This is a genomic window from Mannheimia cairinae (genome assembly GCF_028649535.1).
Classification (GTDB): domain Bacteria; phylum Pseudomonadota; class Gammaproteobacteria; order Enterobacterales; family Pasteurellaceae; genus Mannheimia; species Mannheimia cairinae.
Genome location: NZ_JAQSJE010000006.1, coordinates 70,596 through 94,639, shown reverse-complemented (window position 1 = coordinate 94,639; position 24,044 = coordinate 70,596). Strand labels below are relative to the sequence as shown.

Below are 24,044 nucleotides of genomic sequence, written 5' to 3'. Positions count from 1 at the left end.
AATTGCCCGAGAGGCTTAATTATACAACACTCAAATGTTTTTAGCTTGTTTTTGGATTTTAGATTGAAGAATAAAGAATAAATAGAAATAAAGAATGATTGATGGCGAGAGAAAGTCATTGATTATTAACCGAATATTCTGGCGACCATAGTGCTGTGGTGCTACCTGACTCCATTCCGAACTCAGAAGTAAAACGCAGTAACGCCGATGGTAGTGTAGTGTTTCGCTATGTGAGAGTAGGACATCGCCAGATTGAATAATAGACCCTGAGTAGAGATACTTGGGGTTTTGTTTTTTGTAGCGTAAGAGGAATAGAAAAATAGACCTAAGACTCTAATATGTTTTGTATATTCTGAGATTAATATAGTAGATAAAAGCAATTTTATCTACTATATCGGTAAGGTTTTAAAATAAGCTTTAAGTTATAATAAAGCTTTATTCACTTTTTAGTAAGAAAATCCCTTTGGAGCTTAAATGAATATAGAATTCAGATTGGGCTTCATCATATTGATCAGGGTTTAGATTTACCATAATTTCTTTGCCTTGCCATTCCACAATAATTTCCCAATGTGCTCCCATATAAACAGCGTGTTTAATTTGGCAATGTTGGCTCTCTTCTCCTGTGTTTTTCAATTGAATTGCCTCTGGGCGAATACCGACTAAACAATCCCCATTTGGCACATTAAAGCGTTCTGCATTTTCAAGCGTGAAATAGAAGTTTCCAATCTGAATATGATTATCGGTTTTTATTGCCGGTAAGATTGTCGATTCCCCCATAAAATTCGCTAAAAATAATGAATTTGGCTGTAAGTAAAGCATTTTTGCGGTATCTTGCTGTTTAATCACACCTTTATCCATTACGATAACTTGGTCTGATACGGCGAAGGCTTCGGATTGATCGTGGGTAACATAAAGCGATGTTATATTAAGTCGCTGTTGTAATTCACGAATTTTTTCACGCATTGAGCGGCGTAAGTTAGCATCAAGGTTACTTAGAGGTTCATCGAAAAGTAATACCTTTGGTTTGAGAATTAAAGCTCGAGCAAGGGCAACACGTTGTTGCTGTCCGCCTGAGATTTGATCAACAAATCGGTCTTCAAAGCCTGCAAGATCCACTAATTCTAAAGCTTCTTTTACACGTGCTAAGCGTTCTTCTTTCGCCACACCTTGCATTTTTAAGCCGTAGCCGACGTTATCGCCAATCGACATATGTGGGAATAATGCATAAGATTGGAATACGATACAAATATCTCGGTTTTGGATAGAGCTTTGTGTAACATCTTCGCCATCAATAAATATTTGACCAGAAGTTGGATTTTCTAATCCTGCTACTAATCGAAGGACGGTCGTTTTTCCACAACCTGAAGGCCCGAGTAGCGTTACCATTGAGCCTTTTTTAATAGAGAGATTAAGATTATCAATAACGGTTGCTTTACCGAAAGATTTAGTGATATTTTTTAATACTAAGAAATCATTTTGTTGCATTGTTCTTATCCTTATTTACATCTTTTTCGCTTTGGAACGGGCAATGCGAGTATCACCAACAATCCAGTCAAAAATTAAAATAATAGCCATCATTACGACAATCAGAATAGAGCCGTAGGCAATAGCAATACCATATTCGCCATCTTCCACGCGATTTAAAATATAGGAAGTGGCTACTCGCGTATCCGCCGTAACCAAAAATACGATTGCACTAACTGTTGTCATCGCACGCACAAAGCTAGTAACCAGAGCAGAAAGTAGAGCTGGTTTTAGTAAAGGGAATACGATATAGATTATGGTCTTAAATGAACTTCCTTTAAGAGAGAGAGAGGCTTCATCAAGGGATTTATCTAGTTGGCCTAATCCCGCCACAGCAGCACGCATACCAACAGGCATATTACGCATTACCATTGATAAAACAATAATTAACCCTGTTCCGGTAATATAGATAGGAGCATCATTAAACGCAATGATATAAGAAACACCAGCTACCGTACCAGGTACAGCAAAACAAAGCAATGTTAAAAATTCTAGGGTTTTTTTACCTTTGAAATCTCGTCTCACAGTAATATAGGCTATAAGCAGACCAAATATAGCTGTAATAGGAGCTGCACTTGCTGCAAAAATAACAGTTTGAATTAAAGATGGCCAAGCTCCATCACTAAAACCTTGTCCGAATAGGTTAATGTAATTATCTAATGTTAGACTATAATCTACCCCCCAGTTTTTAGTAAAGCTACCGTAGAATATGCTTCCATATAAAACAGCATTAAAAATAACCCAAAAACCCAAAGTGAAAATTGTGATGTATTTTAAAGTTATTGGTAGCTCTTGCACATCTCCCCGATATGATTTGCCCGAGACCGTAACGTAAGAGCGGTTTCCTATCCACCAATATTGAATAACAAAGATAGCTAAAGAAAAAATAAGTAATATAGTTCCTAGTGTGCTCGCAGAAGCATAATCTAATTGGGAACCTGCAATATAGAAATAAATCTGTGATGAAATAACATCAAAACTACCCCCAAGAACCAATGGGGTACTAAAATCAGCCAGAGATTGAATTGCAACAACTAAGAATGAATTAGCTAGTGCAGGTTTTAATAGAGGGAAAATAATATTAAAAAATGTCTGATAACGGTTAGATCTTAACGTGTAAGATGCTTCCTCAATAGAAGGATGGATAGATTTTAATGCTCCTTCTAAGATCATAAATGACATTGGAGTAAGAGCTAATGTATGAGCTATTACTATTCCAGTAAAACCATATAACCAGTTACTACTAAACCCAAAATACTCAACTAAAAATGATGTTACATAGCCTGAGCGACCAAGCATTAAAGTAACACCAAGCCCAACAACAAATGGTGGTGTAACAATAGGTAAGATAGAGAATATTTTACCTATTACAGCAGTACGTTTTGCAATTCTTGTAGTATAAAGAGCAAAAAGTAATCCAAATAGTGTAGATAAAATCCCAATAGTAAATGCTACGCTTAATGAATTTGTAATAATACGTAGAACGTAAGGTTTGCTTACGATATTGAAAACTTGACTCGGAACGAATTCCGAGCCGTTATAAAACATAGAAAGAAAAATCGCAAATGTTGGATAAACAATAAAGAAGAAAATAAGTAATATTATGCTGAGAAGGGAAAAAATAATAAATTTATCCCCTTGCATAAATTTCATTTTAGCCAATGCATTTGTTGCGAGAGCAACCAGTGATACTACTAATATGAAAATTGAATATCCAAGGCTGAATTTTTGGAGAATTGCCGATACAAATACAAAGGAAAAGATAGCCAAAATGGATATTAATTCAAGCTTTCCCTGATTTGATTCACTCTTATCTTTTGATAAATAAGTAATTATCGGTAAAATTAGTAGAGAACCGAACCAAGCCCAACTTAAATTTGGTTTACTCCATCCCATTGCAGCATAAATTTCGTCTGCAGTAGAATCTGTTATACCATAGTGTAGTGTCATTGTCGGTAATATTATAAAACCGATAAATGACAAGAAAATCCAAATTATATTACCTTTTAATATTTGTGTCTGTTCCCTCATACAGCCTCCATAAAACAATAATTATTTTGCTAATTTAACTTCTGTCACCCATTTGTCAATAAGTCTGCTACGAACTTCATTTAAACCAAATTTATCAAAATCATAATTAATAAGGTTCAAATCAGCTGGTTTAAGAGAATATGGAGATGGCTCTGCATTAATATTTGTTGGAATATGGTGAGATTGAGCTTTCTGCCAAGATAATTCTTGTGCTTCTTTAGACATTACCCAATCTGCAAATAATTTTGCATTTTCCAAATTACGAGCATTTTTAATAATACTGATACCGCCTAACTCATAACCAGTTCCTTCGCAAGGAACTATTAACTCAATAGGTGCACCATTTTCTTTTTCAAATGAGTAATTCTGTAGAAATCCAATTCCTATTGCAGTTTCTCCTCGAGCGGTGTTTCTAGATGGGGCAGTACCAGCTTTAGGATATTGAGAAATATTTTGATGAAGCTTTTTAAGATAATCAAATGCAGAATTTTCTCCCCATAATTGAATAAACGTAGATATTGCAGTATAAGCAGTACCAGAGCTTTGTGGATCAGCTAATTGGATTTCATGTTTTAAGCGAGGATCTAATAAATCCTTCCAACATTTTGGCAGTTCATTAATACCTAGTTTTTTTAATCTATCTGTATTTACACCGAAGCCTAAAACCCCCATATAGACCACAGAACTACTTCCATTACCTAGTTTTTGAAATCTAGGAAGGACTTCGGCCAATTTAGGGGATGAATAAGGTTCAATAAGACCTAACTCTACAGCTTGTAAATGGGTATCAAACGGACCTCCATACCACACATCTGCTTGGGGGTTGTTTTTCTCTGCATCTATTTTAGCCAATGTACTACCAGAGCTATTACGAATAAATGATGCTTTAATGTTATATTTTTCCGAGAAACCTTGAACAGCCTTTTCACATACAACATTTTGAGCACTGCAATATACAACAACTCTTCCTGATGGAGATGCAAAAGTTTCAGGACTAGCTAATAAACTTGCAAGGCACAGGCTAGAAAGAGATAAAGCTATTTTTGATAATTTCATAATTTTCTCCTGATACTTATCTTATATAAACTTACTTAGCTAATTTTACTTCATTGACCCATTTATCAATTAAGCGTTTACGTTCTTCGCTTGAACCATATTTCTCAAAATCGTAATCGATCAGATTTAAGTCTTTCGGGTCAAGTGAATAAGGGGATGCTTCAGCAGTTGTATTGGTTAATACTTGGAATGCATTACCTTTTTGCCAAGAGAGTTCTTGTGCTTCTTTTGAAAGAGCCCAATCGACAAAGAGTTTAGCATTATCTAAGTTTCTTGCACCTTTAAGAATACTCACACCGCCTAATTCGTAGCCCGTACCATCACTTGGTACCGTCATATCAATATTCGCCCCGTTTTTCTTCTCAATCGCATAGTCGTGTAAGAAACCGATGCCGATAGTTGTTTCGCCACGGGCGGTATTACGAGCTGGAGTAATTCCTGATTTTGTATATTGCGAAATGTTTTTATGTAATTTACGGAAATATTCAAAGGCTTTTTCTTCGCCCCAAAGTTGAACGAAAGTTGCAATCGCAGTATAAGCTGTACCTGAACTTTGCGGGTCTGCAATTTGAATTTCGCCAGCTAAACGTGGGTCTAATAAGTCTTCCCAAGTGCTAGGGACTTTTTCAATGCCTAATTTTTTTAAACGGTCAAGATTCACACCGTAGCCTAAAATCCCCATATATACGACAGATGAATAGTTCCCTTTTAATTTTGCAGGATCTCTAAATTTTTCAATAATTTGCTCAAGATTAGGCGATTGATATTGTTGTAATAATCCCATTTCTGCTGCTTGTGAATGCGGATCTAAGGTGCCACCGTACCAAACATCAGCTTGTGGATTATTTTTTTCCGCTTCAATTTTTGCCAAGGTGCTACCAGAACCGTTACGCACAAAAGAAACTTTAACATCATGTTTTTTACCAAAAGCTTGGATTTCTTGCTCACAAAGTTCATTGGTAGCACTGCAATAAACAACAAGACGACCCGCAGCTAAAGCTGATTGAGAGAATACTGAGCCAAGTAACAATGTTGAGAGTGCTAAAGATAATACTTTTAGTTTCATATTTATGCCCCTGAATAGTTATGAAGGAAAGGATTTTAACTATAACAATAAATAGCATTGAATTCTGTGAGCAACCTCACAGTTCAAGGAATAAGTTCTTAAGATGAATAAAATTTAATAAATTCAACTAATTATATTCAGGTATAAATTGAACCTTTTTATGTAAAGTTAATCTTATAAGGTAGTTAGCAAAAGTTAGCTAGTTTTATTAATATGAGGAATGATTATGAAATCTATTTTAAAAGTTTTTAGTGTTGTTGCATTAATGGCTACGGTATCAGCTTGTAGTAATATGACGGAAACACAACGTAACACCGCTATTGGTGCTGCAGTTGGTGGAGTAGCTGGTCACGCTATTGGCGAATCAACAGGTGCAACCTTAGGTGGTGCAGCTTTAGGTGGTGTAATTGGTAGCCAAATAAAATAATTGTAAAAAATAAAGAAAAATAGACCGCTTGTTGTGTAGATCGGAAGATTTACAAACAAGCGGTTTTATTTTGTCGAAATTTTGTAATAGTGAACTTTTCTCTTTTTCTTTCTTATTGGTTTCGTTATAATACTCTAAGTTTTGAAACGAAAGAAAGGGCAGTAAAATGTCAAAACGTAATACCCAACAACGTCGCCACCTTATTGTGCAAATGGTGCAATCACAAAGTGAGGTAAGCGTAGATGAGCTTGCAACCCTTTTTGAAACATCAGAAGTGACGATTCGTAAAGATTTAACCGCTTTGGAAGAAAGTGGTTTTTTATTGCGAAAATATGGTGGAGCGGTGAAAATCCCATCAGAAATGATGGAGGAATCATTTAATGAACAACTTTCAGTTCAAAAGAAACAGATTGCCCAAGCCGCTCGTGATTGTATTCGAGAGCATAATCGCATCATTATTGATAGCGGTAGTACAACAGGGGCATTAGTCAAAGCATTAAATCAAACGGGTTTGGTGGTAATGACTAATTCCCTCAATTTAGCGACAGAATTAACGGCATTAGAATGTGAGCCGACTGTTTTAATGACAGGTGGAACTTGGGACGCTCGTTCTGAATCCTTCCAAGGAAAAGTTGCAGAACAGGTGCTACGTTCTTATGATTTTGACCAATTATTTATTGGGGCTGACGGATTAGATCTCAGCCGAGGCACAACCACTTTTAATGAATTAGTCGGTTTAAGTCAAGTAATGGCAGAGGTTAGCCGAGAAGTGATAGTGCTTATTGAATCACAAAAAATCGGGCGGAAAATGCCAAATATTGAATTAGAGTGGAGCAAAATCACAAAAATTATTACAGACAACCAATTAAGTTTCGAAACGAAAGAACAAATCGAAAAAATGGGTGTCGAAGTGGTCATTGCTAAATAAACAGAATCTTTAAACTTAACAACATAGGAAAGTAAATTTATGTGTGGAATTGTTGGTGCGGTAGCACAACGTGATATTGCAGAAATCTTAGTAGATGGCTTACATCGTTTAGAATATCGTGGTTATGACTCAGCCGGTGTGGCGGTATTAAATGCCGATGAAAAGAAAATGCAGATTGTACGCCGTGTAGGGAAAGTAAAAGCATTAGATGAAGCATTAGAAGCTAAGCCTTTATTAGGTGGAACTGGTATTGCTCATACTCGTTGGGCAACGCACGGAGAGCCTTCAGAAACCAATGCTCACCCTCATCGTAGCGGTAAAATTGCCGTTGTACATAACGGTATTATTGAAAACTACGAAGAGTTAAAAGTTGTTTTACAAGAGCGTGGTTATGTATTCCAGTCCCAAACTGATACCGAAGTTATTGCTCACTTAGTTGAGTGGGAATTACGTTCAGCTTCTTCATTATTAGAAGCAGTGCAAAAAACGGTGGTGCAATTGCGTGGTGCTTACGGTACCGTTGTTTTAAACGAAGAAGAGCCGGAGCATTTAATCGTGGCTCGTTCAGGTAGCCCACTTGTTATCGGTTACGGTGTTGGCGAAAACTTTCTAGCTTCAGACCCGCTAGCATTATTAAGTGTAACCCGCCGTTTTGCCTATTTAGAAGAAGGTGATGTGGCAGAAATTACCCGTCGTTCAGTAGAAATTTACGACCGCCAAGGCAACAAAGTTGAGCGTGAAATTCACGAAGGTAACTTTGAAGCAGATGCGGCAGATAAAGGCCCATATCGCCACTATATGCAAAAAGAAATTTTTGAACAGCCGGTTGCGATTATGAATACCTTAGATGGTCGTATTCACGACGGTAAAGTTGATGTTTCAGCAATTGCACCAAATGCAGCGGAAATTTTATCAAAAGTGGAACACGTACAAATTGTGGCTTGCGGTACTTCTTATAATGCAGGTATGGTTGCACGCTATTGGTTTGAATCAATCGCAGGGGTAAGTTGTGATGTGGAAATTGCTTCTGAGTTCCGTTACCGTAAATTTGTTACACGTCCGAATAGCTTATTGATTACGCTTTCTCAATCGGGCGAAACTGCAGATACTTTAGCGGCACTTCGTTTAGCGAAAGAGTCTGGCTATATGGCGGCAATGACAGTATGTAATGTGGCAAGTTCATCATTAGTACGTGAATCCGATTTTGCTTTCTTAACAAAAGCAGGGGTGGAAATTGGCGTTGCTTCAACAAAAGCCTTTACTACGCAATTAACTTGTTTATTATTATTAAATGTGGCGATTGGTCGCTTACAAGGTCGTATGAGCGAAGAACAAGAGCATCACATTGTACAATCTTTACAACGCTTACCGGCACAAATTGAAAGTGCATTAGTGTTTGATAAGCAAATCGAAAAATTATCAGAAGATTTTGCCGATAAACACCACACATTATTCTTAGGCCGTGGCGAATACTACCCAATTGCGATGGAATCGGCATTGAAATTAAAAGAAATTTCATACATCCACGCAGAAGCTTATGCGGCAGGCGAATTAAAACACGGTCCATTAGCGTTAATTGATAGTGAAATGCCAGTTGTGGTGGTTGCACCGGAAAATGATTTACTTGAAAAAGTAAAATCAAACATTGAAGAAGTGCGTGCACGTGGCGGTCAGTTATATGTCTTTGCAGATCACGATGCAGGTTTTGAAGAAACAGAGGGCTTCAAAACTATCGTATTACCGAAAGTAGATGAAGTAACAGCACCGATTTTCTACACCGTGCCATTACAACTACTTTCATACCACATCGCCTTAATTAAAGGCACCGATGTGGATCAACCTCGTAACCTTGCAAAAGCGGTAACGGTTGAGTAATTAGCTAAGAAAAAACCTTATTCAGTGATGAATAAGGTTTTTTGCTTTTACAAGCGGTTATTTTTTAAAGATATTTTGCAAATCTTATTTTGCTAATAAATCTTCTTTTTCACCATATACCGGCACAAGTGTTTTTTCATAAGCGGCTTTTAATTTACCGTTAGTTTTGAAATTCGCAATTGACTGGTTTACTGCATCCAGTAATGTTTGATTACCTTTTTGTACCGCAGGGGCGATATTTTCTTTCTCGCCAAGGCTACTAATTGCTACATCATAAGTTGGGTTCTCTTTTGCCCAGGCCCAAAGTAGAGCGTTATCGTGAGCAAGAGCCACACCACGACCATCTTTTAAAGCATCGAAAGTTTCGGTATTTTGATCGTATTTTAACAATTTGATTTCAGGATGATTTTTGCTGAAATACGTATCTGCCGTTGTGCCTTTATTAACTAACAACGTCTTGCCTTTCAGTTGGGCGACATCTGTAATTGGGGCATCTTTTGGTGAAATCACACCTAAGGCAACATTCATATATGGGCTGGCAAAATCAACCACTTCTGCACGTTGTGGTGTTTGCGTAAAGTTAGCCAGCACTAAATCCACTTTGTCAGAACGTAAAAATTCAACACGATTAGCCGCTTCTGTCAGCACAAATTCTACTTTATCGGGGCTGCCAAGAAGATCGGTAGCAATGTCTTTGGCAATTTCTACATCAAAACCTTGGTTTTTACCGTTTGAATCGATATAACCAAATGGTGGTTTATCGCCGAATACGGCAATGCGGATTACACCATCTTCTTTAATTTGTGCTAAATCTTTCGCTTGTAAGCTAGCAGTTAAACCTAGAGCAATGGCTACTGTGGTAATAATTGTATTAAGTTTCATAGATAACTCCTCATTATGATGTTGTGAAAGCTAGTTTTTGATTATTTTTGAAATGGTTAATAATCCATTCCGTGTAAAAATTGTTTTGCCCGTTCGGTTTTTGGTGCTTTAAAAAATTCGTGTGGTGGCGATTGTTCAATAATCTCGCCTTTATCAATAAACACAATCCGATCTGCCACTTTTTCCGCAAAGCCCATTTCGTGGGTAACAATCAGCATCGACATTCCTTCCTCTGCTAGCTCTAATACCACATCAAGCACTTCTCGCACCATTTCTGGGTCTAACGCTGCGGTGATTTCATCTAACAAAATCACTTCTGGGTTCATACATAATGCTCTTACAATCGCAATTCGCTGTTTTTGCCCACCTGATAATTCGCGAGGAAATGCAGTTTTTCGGTCAAATAAGCCAACACGTTTTAGCAGTAAGTCCGCTTGAGCCTCAACCTCTTCTCGTTTACGGTTTTGTGCTTTTAGAGGGCCAAGCAAAATATTGTCGATAACATTCAAGTGAGCAAAGAGTTCATAACTTTGGAACACCATTCCCACTTTTTGACGGGATTGCTCCCAACTTAAATCATTACCAAATTCGCCTACACCTTGCATACGAATTGCACCACCTTGTTTTTCCTCCAACCCATTAATACAACGAAGTAAGGTACTTTTTCCACAGCCAGAAGGCCCTAGTAACACCACGACTTCCCCTTTGTGTAAATCTAAACTGAGATTGTTAATCGCAACGGTTTCGCCATATTTTTTATGCAAATTTTGAATAGAGAGTAACGGCATATTTATTTAAGTTAAGAATTCAATGAGGAGATTTTGCAGAATTTTTATATTGAAAGGAAAGTATAAGAAGCTATTTTGTATAACTTTTGATTATATACAAGCGGTTGGATTTTTCTTATTTTTTGCAAACTTTGGTGGTAAATTAACCGTTTGTTTTTGGCACGAGTGGGACACTCGCGCCATCGGGGGTACAGTTACACTCGACGGAATAATCTAACCGTACCTATGTGTGTTCTACAAATATTTTTCTGCTTCTCTGAGCGTCAATTGGGACAAGCCTGCTTTGTTTTCGGTGATAAACGTCCGCACCCATTCGGGATTGGTTTTGGAATAATCACGCAAAATCCATCCCATTGCCTTATTGATAAAAAACTCGGTTTGGTTGAGATTGTTCAGCAAAATCCGTTTTAACAGCTCCGGTTTAGTTTTCTCTTTGCGTAAAAGCTGATGGTTAATCGCCACTCTACGTAACCAGATATTGTCCGCCTTGCTCCACGACAACATTGCGTCATCGACGGTTTGGCAGGGAAAGCGGATGTTACCAATGGTTTGATCCAAGTTGTCCACCGTATCCCACCATGATTTGGTGGTAACCAGTTTTTGCAAACGGGGCAAATCCTGCTCGGTCAAAAACGACTGCATGATGTGCAAATAATCGGCAGCAATATATTGAAATTCACGCTCCGGCAATGCCCAAAGACGTTCCACAGCTTGCCAATCAATATGCTTTTTCGCTTTCTCCTGCTTGAAATAGGCAGTACATAACTTTTTCCGTTCAGGCATTCGAATGCCTAAAAATGGGAACTGATTCTTCATATACACCGCCATCTGTATAGCTTGTTGGGCATTTTTCTTTTGGTACAGTTGAGTGATAAGTTGTTCTAACATAATTGTTTCCTGTGGTTTCAAAATGCCGCTTTTGCCGAAGCACCATCTGAAATCAATCTTTCAGAAAACATTCACCCCGATAGTGCCAGCGTCCACTGTGGTACGAGTGGGACACTCGCACCATCAGCGTTGTGAGTAATAACCTACTCTTGATTGATTATGGAATAAACTTCTCGGTTTTCATTACGATTTATCAGCTCAATAATGCCTGTCGCCACGGATTTTCGGCTAACGTACATTTTTCTCTCTTGGGGTAACTCTTTAACAATGTGGAATTGGTGGTGTTCATCATCATTATTTAAACCGCCGGGGCGGATAATTAGCCAGTTAAGTGAGCTTTGTTTTAGGTAGTTTTCCGCTTCTGTTTTGGCGACTAATGCCTCTCCTAGTGCTTGTTGGGCTTTAGGGCTGATTTTATCCCATTGTTCCCCGCAACCTACGCTAGTGACTAAAATTACTTTGGTATTTTTTGAGAAATTTTCGACCGCTTGTATTAGGTTGATATTGGCGGTTTTATCGCTACGCACACCTTGCTCATTTTTACCGCCAACCACTGTAATTAGTAGTTGGGGTTGTGTTTTAGCTAATAACTTATTACACGCTTGCGGATCGAGTAAATCTGCTATTTCTGTCTGGATATTTCTCTCGCTAAAATAGTTATCGGTTGGTGCTTTACGTAATACCGCAATAGTTTCTGTTGAAGATAACTTTTCGCAAATGGCTCTACCAAGTAAGCCGTTTGCACCGCAGACTAAGATCATTCACTCTCTCCTTTCATCAGTTGTTGCATAGCACTAATTTGATTTTCACGCAGTTGCCCCTTTTCATCTCGTCCTACGAAAACCTTAAACATTGCCTCGCCACTACGGTTGATAAAGGTAAGTGCGACGGTGCGTTTTCCCATAAATGGGCGATCTAATAAATAGATACTGGCACAATTTTCATAGCGTAAATGTCCGTGTATGCCTCCTTCTTCATTGTGGTCAAAGTTGTAAAAACCTCGGGCGATTTTCCCTTGTGGCAGTTTGCCAGTCACTTCGGCAATCGCATCTGGGGTATGGAGAATAAAAGTAACCGGCTCATTCCAACTGGCAATCGCTTGCATAATTTCCACAAAACGGTCTCCATCGGTTTTCATTACCATTTCACTTGGCAGGCAGTTGATAACGCTTTCGAGGCTACATTGGTTCATTCCGGCAAGCATTTCTAAAATTTGCCCTGGGTTGGCTTTTAAATTTTCACGTAATTTATCAGTTAGTTCTGTATTTAATTGTGTTGTCATTATCTGTTCCTTTTTTGATTCGGGGAGTGTCAGCATCAGTTTGCGGATTAGCGTTGGCGACCAATATCGTCCGCTGGTGTTAAGTGTTGCCATTTTGCCTTCAAGTTTCAGCAAATTCAATGTTTGCCATTGGTGTAATAGCTTTGTCGCTTTTGAATTATCAATGAATGGGGTAGTGTCTAAATACCCTAACTCAATGCTGTGCTGAATGGTACCGAGCAGGGGTTTGTGTTCGCCGTGTTTACTTAAATAAGATAGGTTTTTTTGATCAGGTGGCGAATTTAAATAGCGGTTGAGATCGGACTGCACTTGATAGCTTAATCCGCCAAAGTTACCGCCTGCTCCCGAGCCGAACGCCAAGCACGGCATATTGGATTTTACCAAGGTGTTGTAGCGATTGCGTTCGCCCCTATTTGGAAAGGCAAAATGATTGTTGCTGACTTGTTGCCAGCCCGATTTCGTTAAATATTCTACAGCATATGCATAATGCAAACTCTGTGTATCAAAGCCTGCTGGGGCAGGTAACGTGCCGTGTTCGATCAGGCGGTTAATCGGTAAAAAAGGGTAATTGTTGAACGCATAAATATCCAAACCGGCAATCGGCAGGCTGGCGGCGATCTCAATATCTTTCTGCCAAATTTCATCGCTTTGGTTGGGTAAACCGAAGATTAAATCCGCCACAATAACCGCATCAAGTTCGGTAAGGGCAGTTAGGTACTCCAGTGCCTCTTCGCCACTGTGTTTCCGCCCAAGGCGTTTACGCAGGGCGGAATTGAAGGTTTGAATACCGATAGAGATCCGATTTACTCCAGCCTCAATGCAAGCTTTGGCTTTTTCAATATCAAAATGGCTAATTCTGCCCTCAATCGTAAATTCGCAATCCTCGGCGAGAGGTAAATATTGGTAGCAGGCACGGATTAAGCGAACCAAATCTTCGGTATGCAATGCTGTTGGTGTACCACCACCAAAATAAACGGCTCGAATTTTACCTTCGCTGTGGCGTAATGTCGCTTCATAGGCAAGTTCGGCAATTACTCGGTCGGTATAGCTTTTGCTGTATCCCTCTTTCCACGCATTACGATAAAAACCACAGAAAATGCAGTGGCTAGCACAAAAGGGAATATGAAAATAGGCGACACCGTCTTCTTTTAAAGCATAAGTGGCTTGTTGTTGCCAAACCGATTGCCATTCGCCTCGGTTGATATTTTCGCCGCCCCAAATCGGCATTAAGGCTTGCCGTTCAGGGAAGGCATTGGGGGAAGCTTGTTGGGGAGTCCAATTAAGATTTTGAATATTCATTATATCAATTCAATATTGTGATAAAGGAATCAATTTATAACAAAATTTAGCCATAATAGAATTGATTGAAATTAAATGATAATGATTTTTAATTGTTTTAATTTGTTTTTTATTCGGTTCGCTTAAATGGACTCAAAGAGAGGAAAGAATTGATTAAAATAAAATTCAGGCCCACTAATGAAAATCAAAGGGGCCTGAATATTAAATATTTTAGAAAATGGCTTCTAGACGAAGGAAGGTACCAATGGTGTGGCTACGATCTTTGTCTTTATCATTATAGAAATAAACTTCTGGTTGAATGAAAAGCCATTTACGCCAAATTGGCTGGCGGTAGGTTACAAAAGGCCCCCAATGATTTAATTTCGATAAGTTGGAGTCAAGTCTCCCACCAACAGCAATACCGTAGCTAATACGGCTAAGTTCCTTAAAGTTGTGTTGGCGGTATAAGCTATGTCCCCAGCTTCTTTCTTCATCTATATCGTGGCGATATTCAAAATGGGTGTGGTTCATAATAAAAGTGGTTTCGCTTTCATTATATTTATTTTCAAGGTTGGTTCGTAGATAATGTTTACTGTTTGAACCGTAACGATAAATTTGTTCTAGGCGGGTATTAAATTGTTCGGTAATATCCCATTCTCTACTAATACGTAAACGTCCATATACATCATCGCCAGAACGAATACCACCATCAAGATCGGTTTCAATCCCCAACGCTTTAATATTGTCAGACCAGCGTAATGCTATTGATGAGTTGGAATCACGAGCTTCTTGAGAGTTATAACGTTTATTTTTATCAATCTGATTATATACATTACGTGTGCGATTTTTGTCTCTGTTTTCGTTATCTAGTTCATCATCACCAAACACGATATTTAAATGTTTTTTTAGTACAGGTAATCGAATTTTACCCCTTACACGAGGCTTGTAAGTAAATTTATCATATCTATTCCATTGACTGTCCATCATTACACGTAATGAAGCGGATGCTGGGTCATTAGGATCGGTTTCACCTAGCCAATTATTAATATCATTTGCCCACTCATCTAAAGTGTCGCTGATTGATTTATGTTGTTGATCTACCCAGGTGTTATTTTCTGCGGCTACTGCAAGTGTAGGCGAAATAACCAATAGAGGAATAAAGTATTGGATTTTCATTAGGTGTCTCCTTGTAAGATGGTTACCTCATCATAATCTAAAATCTTTAGTATTACAAAGAGAATTAAGCAAGAGGGGTTATATTGCGATATGTGGAGAATAACGCTCTGTTAGCATAATAAATTCACTAAGTGAGATTTTTTTAAAGGTATTTGTAGTTTGATATAAACTTCGGGCCGTAATATCTTGTTCCAATAAATAACAATTTGGCAGATGTGCAAAAAACTCTCGATTTTTAACCGCTTGTAACACGCCATCTTGCCATAAAACAACCGCATCATTTTCGGTTAAATGCGTTAAAAAAGAGCTTAAGGTTTCGGGAGCGTATTCGGCTTTAGAAAATGTATAAAGCATTGATATTCCTTAAAAAGTCATCACTTTTTCAGCTTGGGCGAGAATCTTAAAAATCTCGGCTCTCGTGATAAATTGAGCATTGGGTAAAATCCATTTAGCTTGATTTAATCCTCTAAAATCAACGGATTCTTGGCAAATAAAGCATTCGTTTAAATCATAAAGTTCGAGCAGTTTAAAGGTTGAGATATGATCTTTTTGCAGTAACTTTTCAGGTTGCTGAGAAGCGACCAAATTAAAGACACCATCATTTAAAAAACAAATAGCAATCTCTTGCTCATCACAAAATGCACTGGCGGCGAGTAAGGCATCTAATCCTTCTCGACTGATTGCCGAACCAAACGGCGGTTGGGTAAATAAAAAGGCTAATTTATATTTTTTCATTTTAGAATGTCAGTAATCTATCTGCTTGTAACACCGCTTGGCTAAATTCGCCAAGCCCGGCAAGGGTAAAATGCTCGGCCAAATTTGCTTGCTCTAAGTGGGAACTTACTTCATCAACAACGCCTCGGCGTTGTGCCGCCGCAATACATAAATGCAATGGCAAGCGGTGTAATTTTGCCAAATTTTGCCACTTTTCCACTAAATTGTTTTCATCGCTAGCAGGATTAACAAAAGCATTGGCATTACTGACCCCTTCTTGAAAGAAGAACACTTGGCGGATAGTGTGATTCGCCTTAAGTAATTCTTCCGCCACTTGATAAGCCAGAAATGCCCCTTGGGAGCCATAAACGGGCGATTTAATCGCAAGTACGTAGTCCATTAGTCATTATCCTGTTTAATTTGGCGAATGTAGAGATAAACCGTATGGCGAGAAATATCCAACTTTTCTGCCACTTGGTTAATCGCATCTTTAATATCAAAAATGCCTTTCTCAAACAAAGAAATCACAATTTGGCGGTTTTTATTATTATTGGAAATATGGCGATCTGCCATTACATCATCAATAGTGGTTTGAATAGTTTGAGCTACTAAATCTTCCACCGAGCTAGCAAAAGTGACCTCTGATTCCGTATCTATTGGAGCAATAAAAGAGCTAAGAAATTGTGAGGTCGGCACTTCCAAATTGATGTTGATACATAATAATCCAATCACATATTGTCTTCCGTTACGGATAGCAATGGTAATCGACTTCATCAAAATCCCACCTTTCGCTTTGGTAAAGTAGGGTTTAGACACGCTGTCTGTTGCCATATGATGTAACGATTTTAACGCTCGGTCGGTAATTGGCGAGCCAATTTTACGGCCAGTATTATGCCCGTTTGCGATATAAATAGCGGAGTGTTCAAGAAACTCAAGAGAATGTAAGACGATTTCACAATGCTCGCCGATTAAAGCGGCAATACCATCTACAATCGGGAAATAAGAGGCAAGAATAGCGTGATCTTCATCAGAAAACGGTGTGAATTTTTTAGTCATAATACAAGCGGTCAGATTTTATAAAATTTTTGCAAATCTTATAATAAATCTGACCGCTTGTGTAGCTTGAATGAGGAAGTTAAATTTTATTTCTTCGCGTTAGTTGCTTTGAAATCTAATAATTCAATTTCAAATTTTAGGGTTGAATTTGCTGGGATTTTCCCTGTAGCACGTTCACCATAGCCTAATGCCGGTGGTACCACGATTTCCATTTTGCCACCTTTTTTCAGCATTGGGATAGCTTCAATCCAACCTGGAATTAATTGGTTTAATTGGAATTCAATCGGCTGCCCACGATCATAAGAGCTATCAAAAACCGTACCATCAGTTAATGTACCTTTATAATGTACTTTTACCGTATCTTCTGCTTTTGGCGAATCGCCTTCCCCAGCTTTTTCAATTTTATATAATAAGCCTGATGCAGTTTCTTTTACACCGTTTTGTTTTTTATATTCAGCACGGAACTTATCGCCTGCAGAAACAGTTGCTTTCGCTTTTTCTTCGTTGATTTTAGCTTCTTTATCAGCTAAGTAAGCATCTAAGGCTTTTAATTGTTTTTGTAAATCTTCATCAGTTAATTTGCCAGTTTTTTTGATAGTATCTTGCACACCAGCCAAAATTTTATCTTGGTTATAACTAAAAATTTCTTTTTGGGATTCCACTACGCCTTCAATGTTTTTTCCCATTAATACACCAACCGCATAAGATGATTCATCTACGAATTTTTGGTCAGCTTTTTGTTCAGCCATTGCGTGAGTTGCTAAAAAAGCACTCGCAATCATAGCAATAGTCGATAATTTAGTTTTCAGCATAATTTTCCCTTATAAAAATAACTGTTAAGAATAATTCGGATAGGGTAAAGTGTAATTCTGTTTCATACAACCTTTTTTTAGTAAAAAATGGATAATAATTATACATTAACGGCAAGAATCACTGAATTAGAGACAAAAGTTGCTTTTCAGGAACTTATTATTGAAGAATTAAACCAATCATTAGTTGATCAACAATTTGCGATAGATAAGTTACAAACTCAAATTCGTCATATTGCTGAAAAATTTAAGGGGATGCAAGTTAGCCAAGTGGCTTCACAAGCAGAGGAAACCCCACCACCTCATTATTAATGAGGGGTATAATATTAAATTCAAATAAACATAAGAGATAAGAAAAAATGAAAATTGGTATTATTGGTGCAATGGCACAAGAAGTTGAAATTTTACGTAATTTAATGGTTGAATCAAAAGTAACCGAATTTGCAAACTGTAAGATTTTTGAAGGTAAAATAAATAATACAAAAGTTGCATTATTACAATCAGGTATCGGTAAAGTCTCGGCGGCAATCGGCACGACATTATTACTACAATTAACACAACCGGATATTGTTATTAACACAGGTTCAGCAGGTGGATTAGATTCAAGTTTGAATGTGGGGGATATTTTGGTTTCTACCGAAGTTCGCCACCACGATGTTGATGTTACAGCTTTTGGCTATGAAATCGGGCAGTTGCCAGCCAACCCAGCCGCCTTTTTGCCAAATGAGCAATTAGTCGATTTAGCTAAAAAAGAAGCCAGTAAAGCAGGGTTTAATGTGGTATCTGGTTTAATCTGTAGCGGTGATCTATTTGTTAATGGCGAAGAAAAAATTGCTGAAATTCGTGAGAAATTCCCAGCAGTCATTGCGGTTGAAATGGAAGCGGCGGCTATTGCTCAAGTTTGTCACGCTTTTGATGTGCCGTTTGTGGTAGTCAGAGCAGTATCTGATGTCGCAGATAAAGAATCTCATCTCTCTTTTGATGAGTTTTTACCGCTGGCGGCAGAAAAATCATCGGCGATTGTAATCGCAATGCTGAACGATATCGGTTAAGTTTTAGTTTTGCGTGAGATAACAAGTTTGCAAAATTTTACGAAAAAATAACCGCTTGTTATCGCTATTTTAGGCAAGATTTTGTAAAATCTTGCCTACTTTTTTGCCTACAAGACAAAGTTGTAGGCTTTTTCTTTTTTTGATTATTGAGAGTTATATGAGTGCTTCCCCAAATATCGGGTTTATCAGCTTAGGTTGCCCGAAAAATTTAGTTGATTCGGAACGTATTTTGACAGAATTACGTGCCGATGGTTATAACATTATTCCAAGCTATGAAAATGCAGATTTAGTCATCGTAAATACCTGTGGTTTTATTGATAGTGCGGTGCAGGAATCCCTTGAAAGTATCGGTGAGGCATTAGAAGCCAACGGTAAAGTTATCGTAACCGGTTGTTTAGGGGCAAAAGAGAATCAAATTCGAGAAGTTCACCCGAAAGTGCTTGAAATTACCGGTCCGCATAGTTACGAGGCGGTAATGAACCACGTGCATAAATATGTACCGAAGCCGGAGTTTAATCCATACACCAGCCTTGTGCCTAAACAAGGGGTAAAATTAACACCGAAGCATTACGCTTATTTAAAAATTTCTGAAGGCTGTGATCATCGTTGCACCTTCTGTATTATCCCCTCAATGCGTGGCGATTTAGAAAGCCGTTCTATCGTGCAAGTTTTAGATGAGGCAAAACGTCTTGTTGATGCTGGTGTCAAAGAGCTTTTGGTGGTTTCGCAAGATACTTCTGCCTATTCATTAGATCGCAAAAAAGCAGAAGCGACCAAAACCGTATTCTGGAACGGTATGCCGATTAAAAGCAACTTAATTACTTTGTGTGAGCAATTAGGCTCAATGGGTGTTTGGGTGCGTTTGCATTATGTTTACCCGTATCCGCACGTTGATGATTTAATTCCTCTAATGGCAGCAGGCAAAATTTTACCGTATTTAGATATTCCGTTACAGCACGCTAGCCCGAAAATTCTCAAAGCGATGAAACGTCCTGGCTCGATTGAGCGTACTTTAGAGCGTATTAAAAAATGGCGTGAGATTTGCCCAGAATTAACCTTGCGTTCCACCTTTATTGTTGGCTTCCCGGGCGAAACAGAGGAAGATTTCCAACTTTTACTTAATTTCTTGCAAGAAGCACAATTAGATCGTGTCGGCTGTTTTAAATTCAGCCCGGTAGATGGTGCGGTGGCAACGGATATGCCGGATCAAGTGCCGGAAGAGGTAAAAGAAGAACGCTTCCATCGCTTTATGCAGTTACAACAAAAAATCTCTGCCGACCGTTTACAACAAAAAATCGGCAAAACCCTACCTGTCATTGTAGATGAAATTGATGAAGAAGGCATTATTGGACGCTCAATGGCAGACGCACCTGAAATTGACGGGGTAGTCTATGTTGATAATTTATCCGACCAGGAAGTAAAAGTCGGCGAAATTATTTCTGTTACCATCACTAATGCCGATGAGTATGATTTGTGGGGGAGTTGTTAAGCATTTCTAATTTATAGTTTAGAATAAGCAAGCGGTTAAATTCGGTAAAAATTTTACTAAATTTAACCGCTTGAATTTTTTTGAGTTTAAGCTAGTGCTGCACCACTTAAACCAATAAAGAAGCCAGCAATGGTTGCACTCATTAAGTTGGCTAATGTACCGCCAATAACGGCTTTTAAGCCAAGGCGAGCGATGTCTGAACGACGATTAGGTGCCATACTACCAATACCACCAATTAATACAGCAATCGCACTAAAGTTAGCAAAACCACATAAAGCGAAGGTAATAATTGCTTTCGTTTTATCACTTAGCTGAACCATTGAATCGGGTTGTAGGTATTTGGCAAATTCAAGATAGCCTACAAATTCGTTTACCGCTAATTTCATACCGATCATTTGACCTGCAATATCAGCATCTTGCCAAGGCACACCAATTAAGAACGCAAGTGGTTGGAATACATAACCTAGTAAAATTTGTAAGGTTAAACCTTCGTAACCAAACCAGCTACCAATACCACCAATAAAGCCGTTTAATAATGCGATAACCGCAATGAATGCAATTAACATTGCTCCAACGTTAATCGCTAAGGTTACACCTGAACTTGCACCATTAGCTAATGCTTCTACCACGTTGTTTGGTTTTTCGATTTCTACGCTATCGTCAGTTTCAGTTGCCATTTTTTCAGTTTGTGGGTACATAATTTTTGCAAAGAGTAACCCAGCAGGAGCAGCCATAAATGAGGCGGCGATAAGGTAAGTAAGCGGCACACCCATTCCTGCGTAACCGGCTAAAACAGAACCTGCGATAGAAGCTGTTCCACCTACCATTACCGTAAATAATTCAGAATCTGACATTTTACTAATATAAGGTTTTACAACTAATGGTGCTTCAGTTTGGCCTACAAAGATGTTAGCGGCTGCAGACATTGATTCTGCTTTTGAAGTACCTAGTGCTTTTTGTAACCCACCACCAATAATTTTAATGATCCATTGCATTACACCAATGTAATAGAGCATTGAGATAAGGGCAGAGAAGAAGATGATGATTGGCAATACTTTTACGGCAAAGATAAAGCCAATACTGCTATTGCTCGGGTCAGCTAGATTACCGAATACAAAGGAGATCCCTTCATTTCCATAGTTAATAATATTGCTGACACAATCTGCTGTTGCCATTAAGGCATTTCTGCCTGCAGGCACATACAAAATTAAGGCAGCAAATGCAATTTGAATAGCAAGTGCACCAAACACAGTGCGTAAATTAATAGCTCGGCGGTTATTTGATAACAATACTCCAAGTGCCAGTAGCACAAAAACACCGATAACGCTAATTAGTACATCCATAATGATCTCCGTTTAATAAATAGTAATAATTTTTTGAATTCCACACTGTTTGGCAAAGGCTGCCAACTGATCTGTTTGTTCTATTGTTGGCACATAAGGTTTTAAGCCTTCTTCGTCTCTTGCCCCTTTAGTATGCACTCGAATAATTTTTAGTATCACTTCAGGGTATGGCTTGAGAAGTTCTGCCACTTTTTGAATTAAATGTTGTGCGTTGTAAAACTCCGTTAGGTAAACTAAACGCACTTCTTCCACTTTACCAAGCGGTAATAATTTGGCTAAATTTTGCAAATTACGGGCAAGGTTTTCCGGCTTAATATGATTCACGGTTGGAATAACTTGCTCAGGCACTTTCCCTTGCTGATTTTTGCGGTCAAAGCAGAGGCTTTGTAAGCCTATGCCGTCTCCTTTTAAATCGAATAGAAATTTATCGGTAACATCAATTAGCGGCTGTGTTACTTCATATTCAAAAAAACCACTGCTATCAAGGTAACAAGTCAGTCCTTGCTCTTTTAATGCCTGAAATAAAGGAATTAACTTTTTATGATGGATAGTCGGTTCGCCACCTGAAACTGTTACGCCTCGAATAAAGGGAACGGCATCCATCACTTGATCGTATAAGTATTGCAAGCTGACCTGCTTTGCCTCTTCCGTATAACGAGGAATGGTTTCAGGGTTGTGGCAGTAAAGGCAGTTTAGCTTGCAACCTTGTAAAAAAATGCTGGTGCGATTACCTTGCCCTTCTACATTCGAGAAGGGAATAATGCGGTGCAGTGGCACAAAAATATCTGAAAGTGCGGTCATTGAAAATTATGCCGCATTCACATTTTCTTGGTCACGTAATTGACGGTCGAACACTTTGGCACAATCGTCTGTTCCTGCTCCGTACCACGTGGTATCACGTAAAACAGCTTCGCCTTTGCGGTAGCGTTCTACCTCGCTTTTCTTCACTAAATACCCTGTTACTCGGATTAAATCGGTATTTTTTAGGTAAGTGGTTATGTAGCGGTAGCCTTGGGCAAAGGATCCATCAATAATATCTACCACCGCATCTAAGTGATCGGTATAGGTTTGGTCGAATGCAAATAGATCGCCCGTACCTGATGGGAAATATTTATGGAATGGAGCAGACTGTTTTAAGTGTGCCAATAAAGTTGGTTCTTCGCCGACACGAATACGGTGAGCTGGGGTGTTCATTTTATCTTCAGCGTGATTGCTTGCTCCCACTTGTGCGTGGAGTAAATATTGGTTGTTGGTACGCTCTACATAGATACCTTTATGAGCGTCATTAACCGCTTGGAGTTTATCCATAATTAAAGTTGCAATTTCATCGCCTCGTTGGCTTTGCCCGAAGGTTTCGTTTAAGTCTTCTTGTTTTAGTAAATGATTTACCGCATCGGCAAGCCCGACAATCGCAATCATACTGGTAAAGTTAGTACGTTTGATAAAGCCTTCTTCTACCAAGAAACTGCTTTCAAAGAAGTTGCTCTCTTCGACTAAGAATTTATGGCGTTTATCCATTGTAGATAGAGCCAGTTTTGCCACTTTTGGTAAGAGTTCATTAACCATTTCATCAACGCTTGCACAGGCTCTACCGATAGTACCTAAACGTAAACGAGTTAAAGTATAAGCACCACCACACTCCGGTAAGGCGTTATAGCAACTTGCAATACCGTACTCTTCGCCTAAATCTTGGGTGTAGTAAGCATCGTTAGCGAAAGAGGGTTTTGAAACCAATAAGCACGCTTTTGCCGCAAGTTCGGCAAATTCACGAGAGGTTTTTTGTTTGTCATAACGAATTGACATATTAGGCGTGGTGTTTTCCAGCTCAATAACGGCTTTTAAAATTAAGCGGCCGGCTTTGGTGTCATAAGGGCCGACATTAGCGTGGCAGAATGAATCTGCAATGGTTTTATCAATATGGTTTAAGAAACGTTTGATTTTTATGTAATCTTGCTCTTCATCGGTAATAAATGGCTCAAGCAAGACATCTAAACGTCCGATATAAACAGGGAAAGTGGTAATAGACGGCACGTGAGAATAGATAATAAGTAAACCGTCTAATGCTTCATCTAAATTGGTCGGCGGTGGTAAATCTAAGAATTTACAGCCTTTTTGCATATAAACATTATAGTCAGGCAGAATATAGCGAGGGCGATAGATTGCATAGCCTTCATTTAGGTCACAAATCATCTGGTTTTCAATGTGTTCCCACTCTTCTTCAGTATAGCCAAGCAATTCAACAGGGTTAAATAAACGTTCGGCTATATTGCCTAAGCTCATTAATTTTTGTTGATAAGTTAAATTTTTTGCTTTTACGACATCGAGAATATCTTGTAATGATGCTTGCATAATCTTACTCCTTCTTCACTTTATTTTGAGA

General features: G+C 38.6%; 24 protein-coding genes and 1 rRNA gene. 7 read left to right on the top strand and 18 right to left on the bottom strand.

All coding sequences use genetic code 11. The annotated features are described in order from the left end of the window. Positions 1 to 137: 137 nt before the first annotated feature. Positions 138 to 253, top strand: a 5S ribosomal RNA gene (gene rrf, locus PTQ27_RS06900). A gap of 182 nt (positions 254 to 435) precedes the next feature. Here rrf and fbpC read toward each other — a convergent pair. From fbpC to PTQ27_RS06880, 4 genes are read right to left on the bottom strand one after another with little or no spacing between them, the layout of a single operon-like run. Beyond that, positions 436 to 1,485: a ferric ABC transporter ATP-binding protein gene (gene fbpC, locus PTQ27_RS06895; protein WP_273749460.1), complete on the bottom strand. Its 1,050-nt coding sequence runs from the start codon at positions 1,483 to 1,485 to the stop codon at positions 436 to 438. A 15-nt stretch (positions 1,486 to 1,500) separates the two neighbouring features. Continuing rightward, positions 1,501 to 3,555, bottom strand: coding sequence for an ABC transporter permease (locus tag PTQ27_RS06890; RefSeq protein ID WP_273749459.1), 2,055 nt, complete (start codon positions 3,553 to 3,555; stop codon positions 1,501 to 1,503). Between the two features lie 21 nt (positions 3,556 to 3,576). Beyond that, positions 3,577 to 4,611 carry an ABC transporter substrate-binding protein gene (locus PTQ27_RS06885; RefSeq protein ID WP_273749458.1) on the bottom strand — a complete coding sequence of 345 codons (1,035 nt, stop codon included), beginning with the start codon at positions 4,609 to 4,611 and terminating at the stop codon, positions 3,577 to 3,579. A gap of 31 nt (positions 4,612 to 4,642) precedes the next feature. Continuing rightward, positions 4,643 to 5,677 (bottom strand): ABC transporter substrate-binding protein, encoded by a 1,035-nt coding sequence (locus tag PTQ27_RS06880; protein ID WP_273749457.1) that lies wholly within the window; start codon positions 5,675 to 5,677, stop codon positions 4,643 to 4,645. Positions 5,678 to 5,903: 226 nt separating this feature from the next. Between PTQ27_RS06880 and PTQ27_RS06875 the strand changes: the two genes are divergently transcribed. The 3 genes from PTQ27_RS06875 to glmS all read left to right on the top strand — a co-directional run bounded on the left by PTQ27_RS06875 (position 5,904) and on the right by glmS (position 8,907). Next, positions 5,904 to 6,104, top strand: a complete 201-nt coding sequence (locus tag PTQ27_RS06875) for a YMGG-like glycine zipper-containing protein (protein WP_273749456.1) — start codon at positions 5,904 to 5,906, stop codon at positions 6,102 to 6,104. A gap of 166 nt (positions 6,105 to 6,270) precedes the next feature. Next, positions 6,271 to 7,032: a DeoR/GlpR family DNA-binding transcription regulator gene (locus tag PTQ27_RS06870; RefSeq protein WP_273749455.1), complete on the top strand. Its 762-nt coding sequence runs from the start codon at positions 6,271 to 6,273 to the stop codon at positions 7,030 to 7,032. A 39-nt stretch (positions 7,033 to 7,071) separates the two neighbouring features. Further along, the gene (glmS, locus tag PTQ27_RS06865) at positions 7,072 to 8,907 is read left to right on the top strand and encodes a glutamine--fructose-6-phosphate transaminase (isomerizing) (RefSeq protein ID WP_273749454.1); all 1,836 of its coding nucleotides are present in this window, start codon (positions 7,072 to 7,074) and stop codon (positions 8,905 to 8,907) included. A gap of 84 nt (positions 8,908 to 8,991) precedes the next feature. Here glmS and PTQ27_RS06860 read toward each other — a convergent pair whose 3' ends face one another. From PTQ27_RS06860 to fkpA, 11 genes are all read right to left on the bottom strand, one after another. Continuing rightward, positions 8,992 to 9,789: a cysteine ABC transporter substrate-binding protein gene (locus tag PTQ27_RS06860; protein WP_273749453.1), complete on the bottom strand. Its 798-nt coding sequence runs from the start codon at positions 9,787 to 9,789 to the stop codon at positions 8,992 to 8,994. A 56-nt stretch (positions 9,790 to 9,845) separates the two neighbouring features. After that, positions 9,846 to 10,577, bottom strand: a complete 732-nt coding sequence (locus PTQ27_RS06855) for an amino acid ABC transporter ATP-binding protein (protein WP_273749452.1) — start codon at positions 10,575 to 10,577, stop codon at positions 9,846 to 9,848. A gap of 234 nt (positions 10,578 to 10,811) precedes the next feature. Next, positions 10,812 to 11,465: a DNA alkylation repair protein gene (locus PTQ27_RS06850; protein ID WP_273749451.1), complete on the bottom strand. Its 654-nt coding sequence runs from the start codon at positions 11,463 to 11,465 to the stop codon at positions 10,812 to 10,814. Positions 11,466 to 11,608: 143 nt separating this feature from the next. Next, positions 11,609 to 12,226, bottom strand: a complete 618-nt coding sequence (locus PTQ27_RS06845; RefSeq protein ID WP_273749450.1) for an NAD(P)H-binding protein — start codon at positions 12,224 to 12,226, stop codon at positions 11,609 to 11,611. Beyond that, on the bottom strand, positions 12,223 to 14,046 hold the full coding sequence (gene hutW / locus PTQ27_RS06840; RefSeq protein ID WP_273749449.1) for a heme anaerobic degradation radical SAM methyltransferase ChuW/HutW: 1,824 nt from the start codon (positions 14,044 to 14,046) through the stop codon (positions 12,223 to 12,225). The genes PTQ27_RS06845 and hutW overlap by 4 nt, the downstream gene beginning before the upstream one ends. A 210-nt stretch (positions 14,047 to 14,256) precedes the next feature. Then, positions 14,257 to 15,201: a hypothetical protein gene (locus tag PTQ27_RS06835; protein ID WP_273749448.1), complete on the bottom strand. Its 945-nt coding sequence runs from the start codon at positions 15,199 to 15,201 to the stop codon at positions 14,257 to 14,259. Positions 15,202 to 15,279: 78 nt separating this feature from the next. Beyond that, a complete protein-coding gene (gene tusB / locus PTQ27_RS06830; protein ID WP_273749447.1) occupies positions 15,280 to 15,555 on the bottom strand; it encodes a sulfurtransferase complex subunit TusB in 276 nt (91 codons plus the stop codon). Positions 15,556 to 15,564: 9 nt separating this feature from the next. Further along, positions 15,565 to 15,936, bottom strand: a complete 372-nt coding sequence (tusC, locus tag PTQ27_RS06825; protein WP_273749446.1) for a sulfurtransferase complex subunit TusC — start codon at positions 15,934 to 15,936, stop codon at positions 15,565 to 15,567. A gap of 1 nt (position 15,937) precedes the next feature. Beyond that, complete coding sequence (gene tusD, locus PTQ27_RS06820; protein ID WP_273749445.1) at positions 15,938 to 16,315, bottom strand: sulfurtransferase complex subunit TusD; 378 nt, start codon at positions 16,313 to 16,315, stop codon at positions 15,938 to 15,940. Beyond that, the gene (locus tag PTQ27_RS06815) at positions 16,315 to 16,971 is read right to left on the bottom strand and encodes a helix-turn-helix transcriptional regulator (protein ID WP_273749444.1); all 657 of its coding nucleotides are present in this window, start codon (positions 16,969 to 16,971) and stop codon (positions 16,315 to 16,317) included. Before PTQ27_RS06815 ends, tusD begins: the two co-directional genes overlap by 1 nt. Positions 16,972 to 17,057: 86 nt before the next feature. Next, a complete protein-coding gene (fkpA, locus tag PTQ27_RS06810; RefSeq protein ID WP_273749443.1) occupies positions 17,058 to 17,783 on the bottom strand; it encodes an FKBP-type peptidyl-prolyl cis-trans isomerase in 726 nt (241 codons plus the stop codon). Between the two features lie 87 nt (positions 17,784 to 17,870). Between fkpA and PTQ27_RS06805 the strand changes: the two genes are divergently transcribed. The 3 genes from PTQ27_RS06805 (at position 17,871) to rimO (ending at position 20,321) form a co-directional block, all read left to right on the top strand. Further along, entirely contained in the window at positions 17,871 to 18,092 is a 222-nt protein-coding gene (locus PTQ27_RS06805) for a SlyX family protein (RefSeq protein ID WP_273749442.1), read from the top strand. Positions 18,093 to 18,139: 47 nt separating this feature from the next. Further along, positions 18,140 to 18,832 carry a 5'-methylthioadenosine/S-adenosylhomocysteine nucleosidase gene (gene mtnN, locus PTQ27_RS06800; RefSeq protein WP_273749441.1) on the top strand — a complete coding sequence of 231 codons (693 nt, stop codon included), beginning with the start codon at positions 18,140 to 18,142 and terminating at the stop codon, positions 18,830 to 18,832. Positions 18,833 to 18,989: 157 nt separating this feature from the next. Next, on the top strand, positions 18,990 to 20,321 hold the full coding sequence (gene rimO / locus PTQ27_RS06795; RefSeq protein ID WP_273749440.1) for a 30S ribosomal protein S12 methylthiotransferase RimO: 1,332 nt from the start codon (positions 18,990 to 18,992) through the stop codon (positions 20,319 to 20,321). Positions 20,322 to 20,407: 86 nt separating this feature from the next. Here rimO and PTQ27_RS06790 read toward each other — a convergent pair whose 3' ends face one another. From PTQ27_RS06790 to PTQ27_RS06780, 3 genes are read right to left on the bottom strand one after another with little or no spacing between them, the layout of a single operon-like run. Continuing rightward, complete coding sequence (locus PTQ27_RS06790; protein WP_273749439.1) at positions 20,408 to 21,664, bottom strand: NupC/NupG family nucleoside CNT transporter; 1,257 nt, start codon at positions 21,662 to 21,664, stop codon at positions 20,408 to 20,410. 12 nt (positions 21,665 to 21,676) lie between these two features. Next, positions 21,677 to 22,465, bottom strand: a complete 789-nt coding sequence (locus PTQ27_RS06785) for a 4Fe-4S cluster-binding domain-containing protein (protein ID WP_273749437.1) — start codon at positions 22,463 to 22,465, stop codon at positions 21,677 to 21,679. A gap of 6 nt (positions 22,466 to 22,471) precedes the next feature. Then, complete coding sequence (locus PTQ27_RS06780) at positions 22,472 to 24,013, bottom strand: YjjI family glycine radical enzyme (protein WP_273749436.1); 1,542 nt, start codon at positions 24,011 to 24,013, stop codon at positions 22,472 to 22,474. Positions 24,014 to 24,044 lie beyond the last annotated feature (31 nt).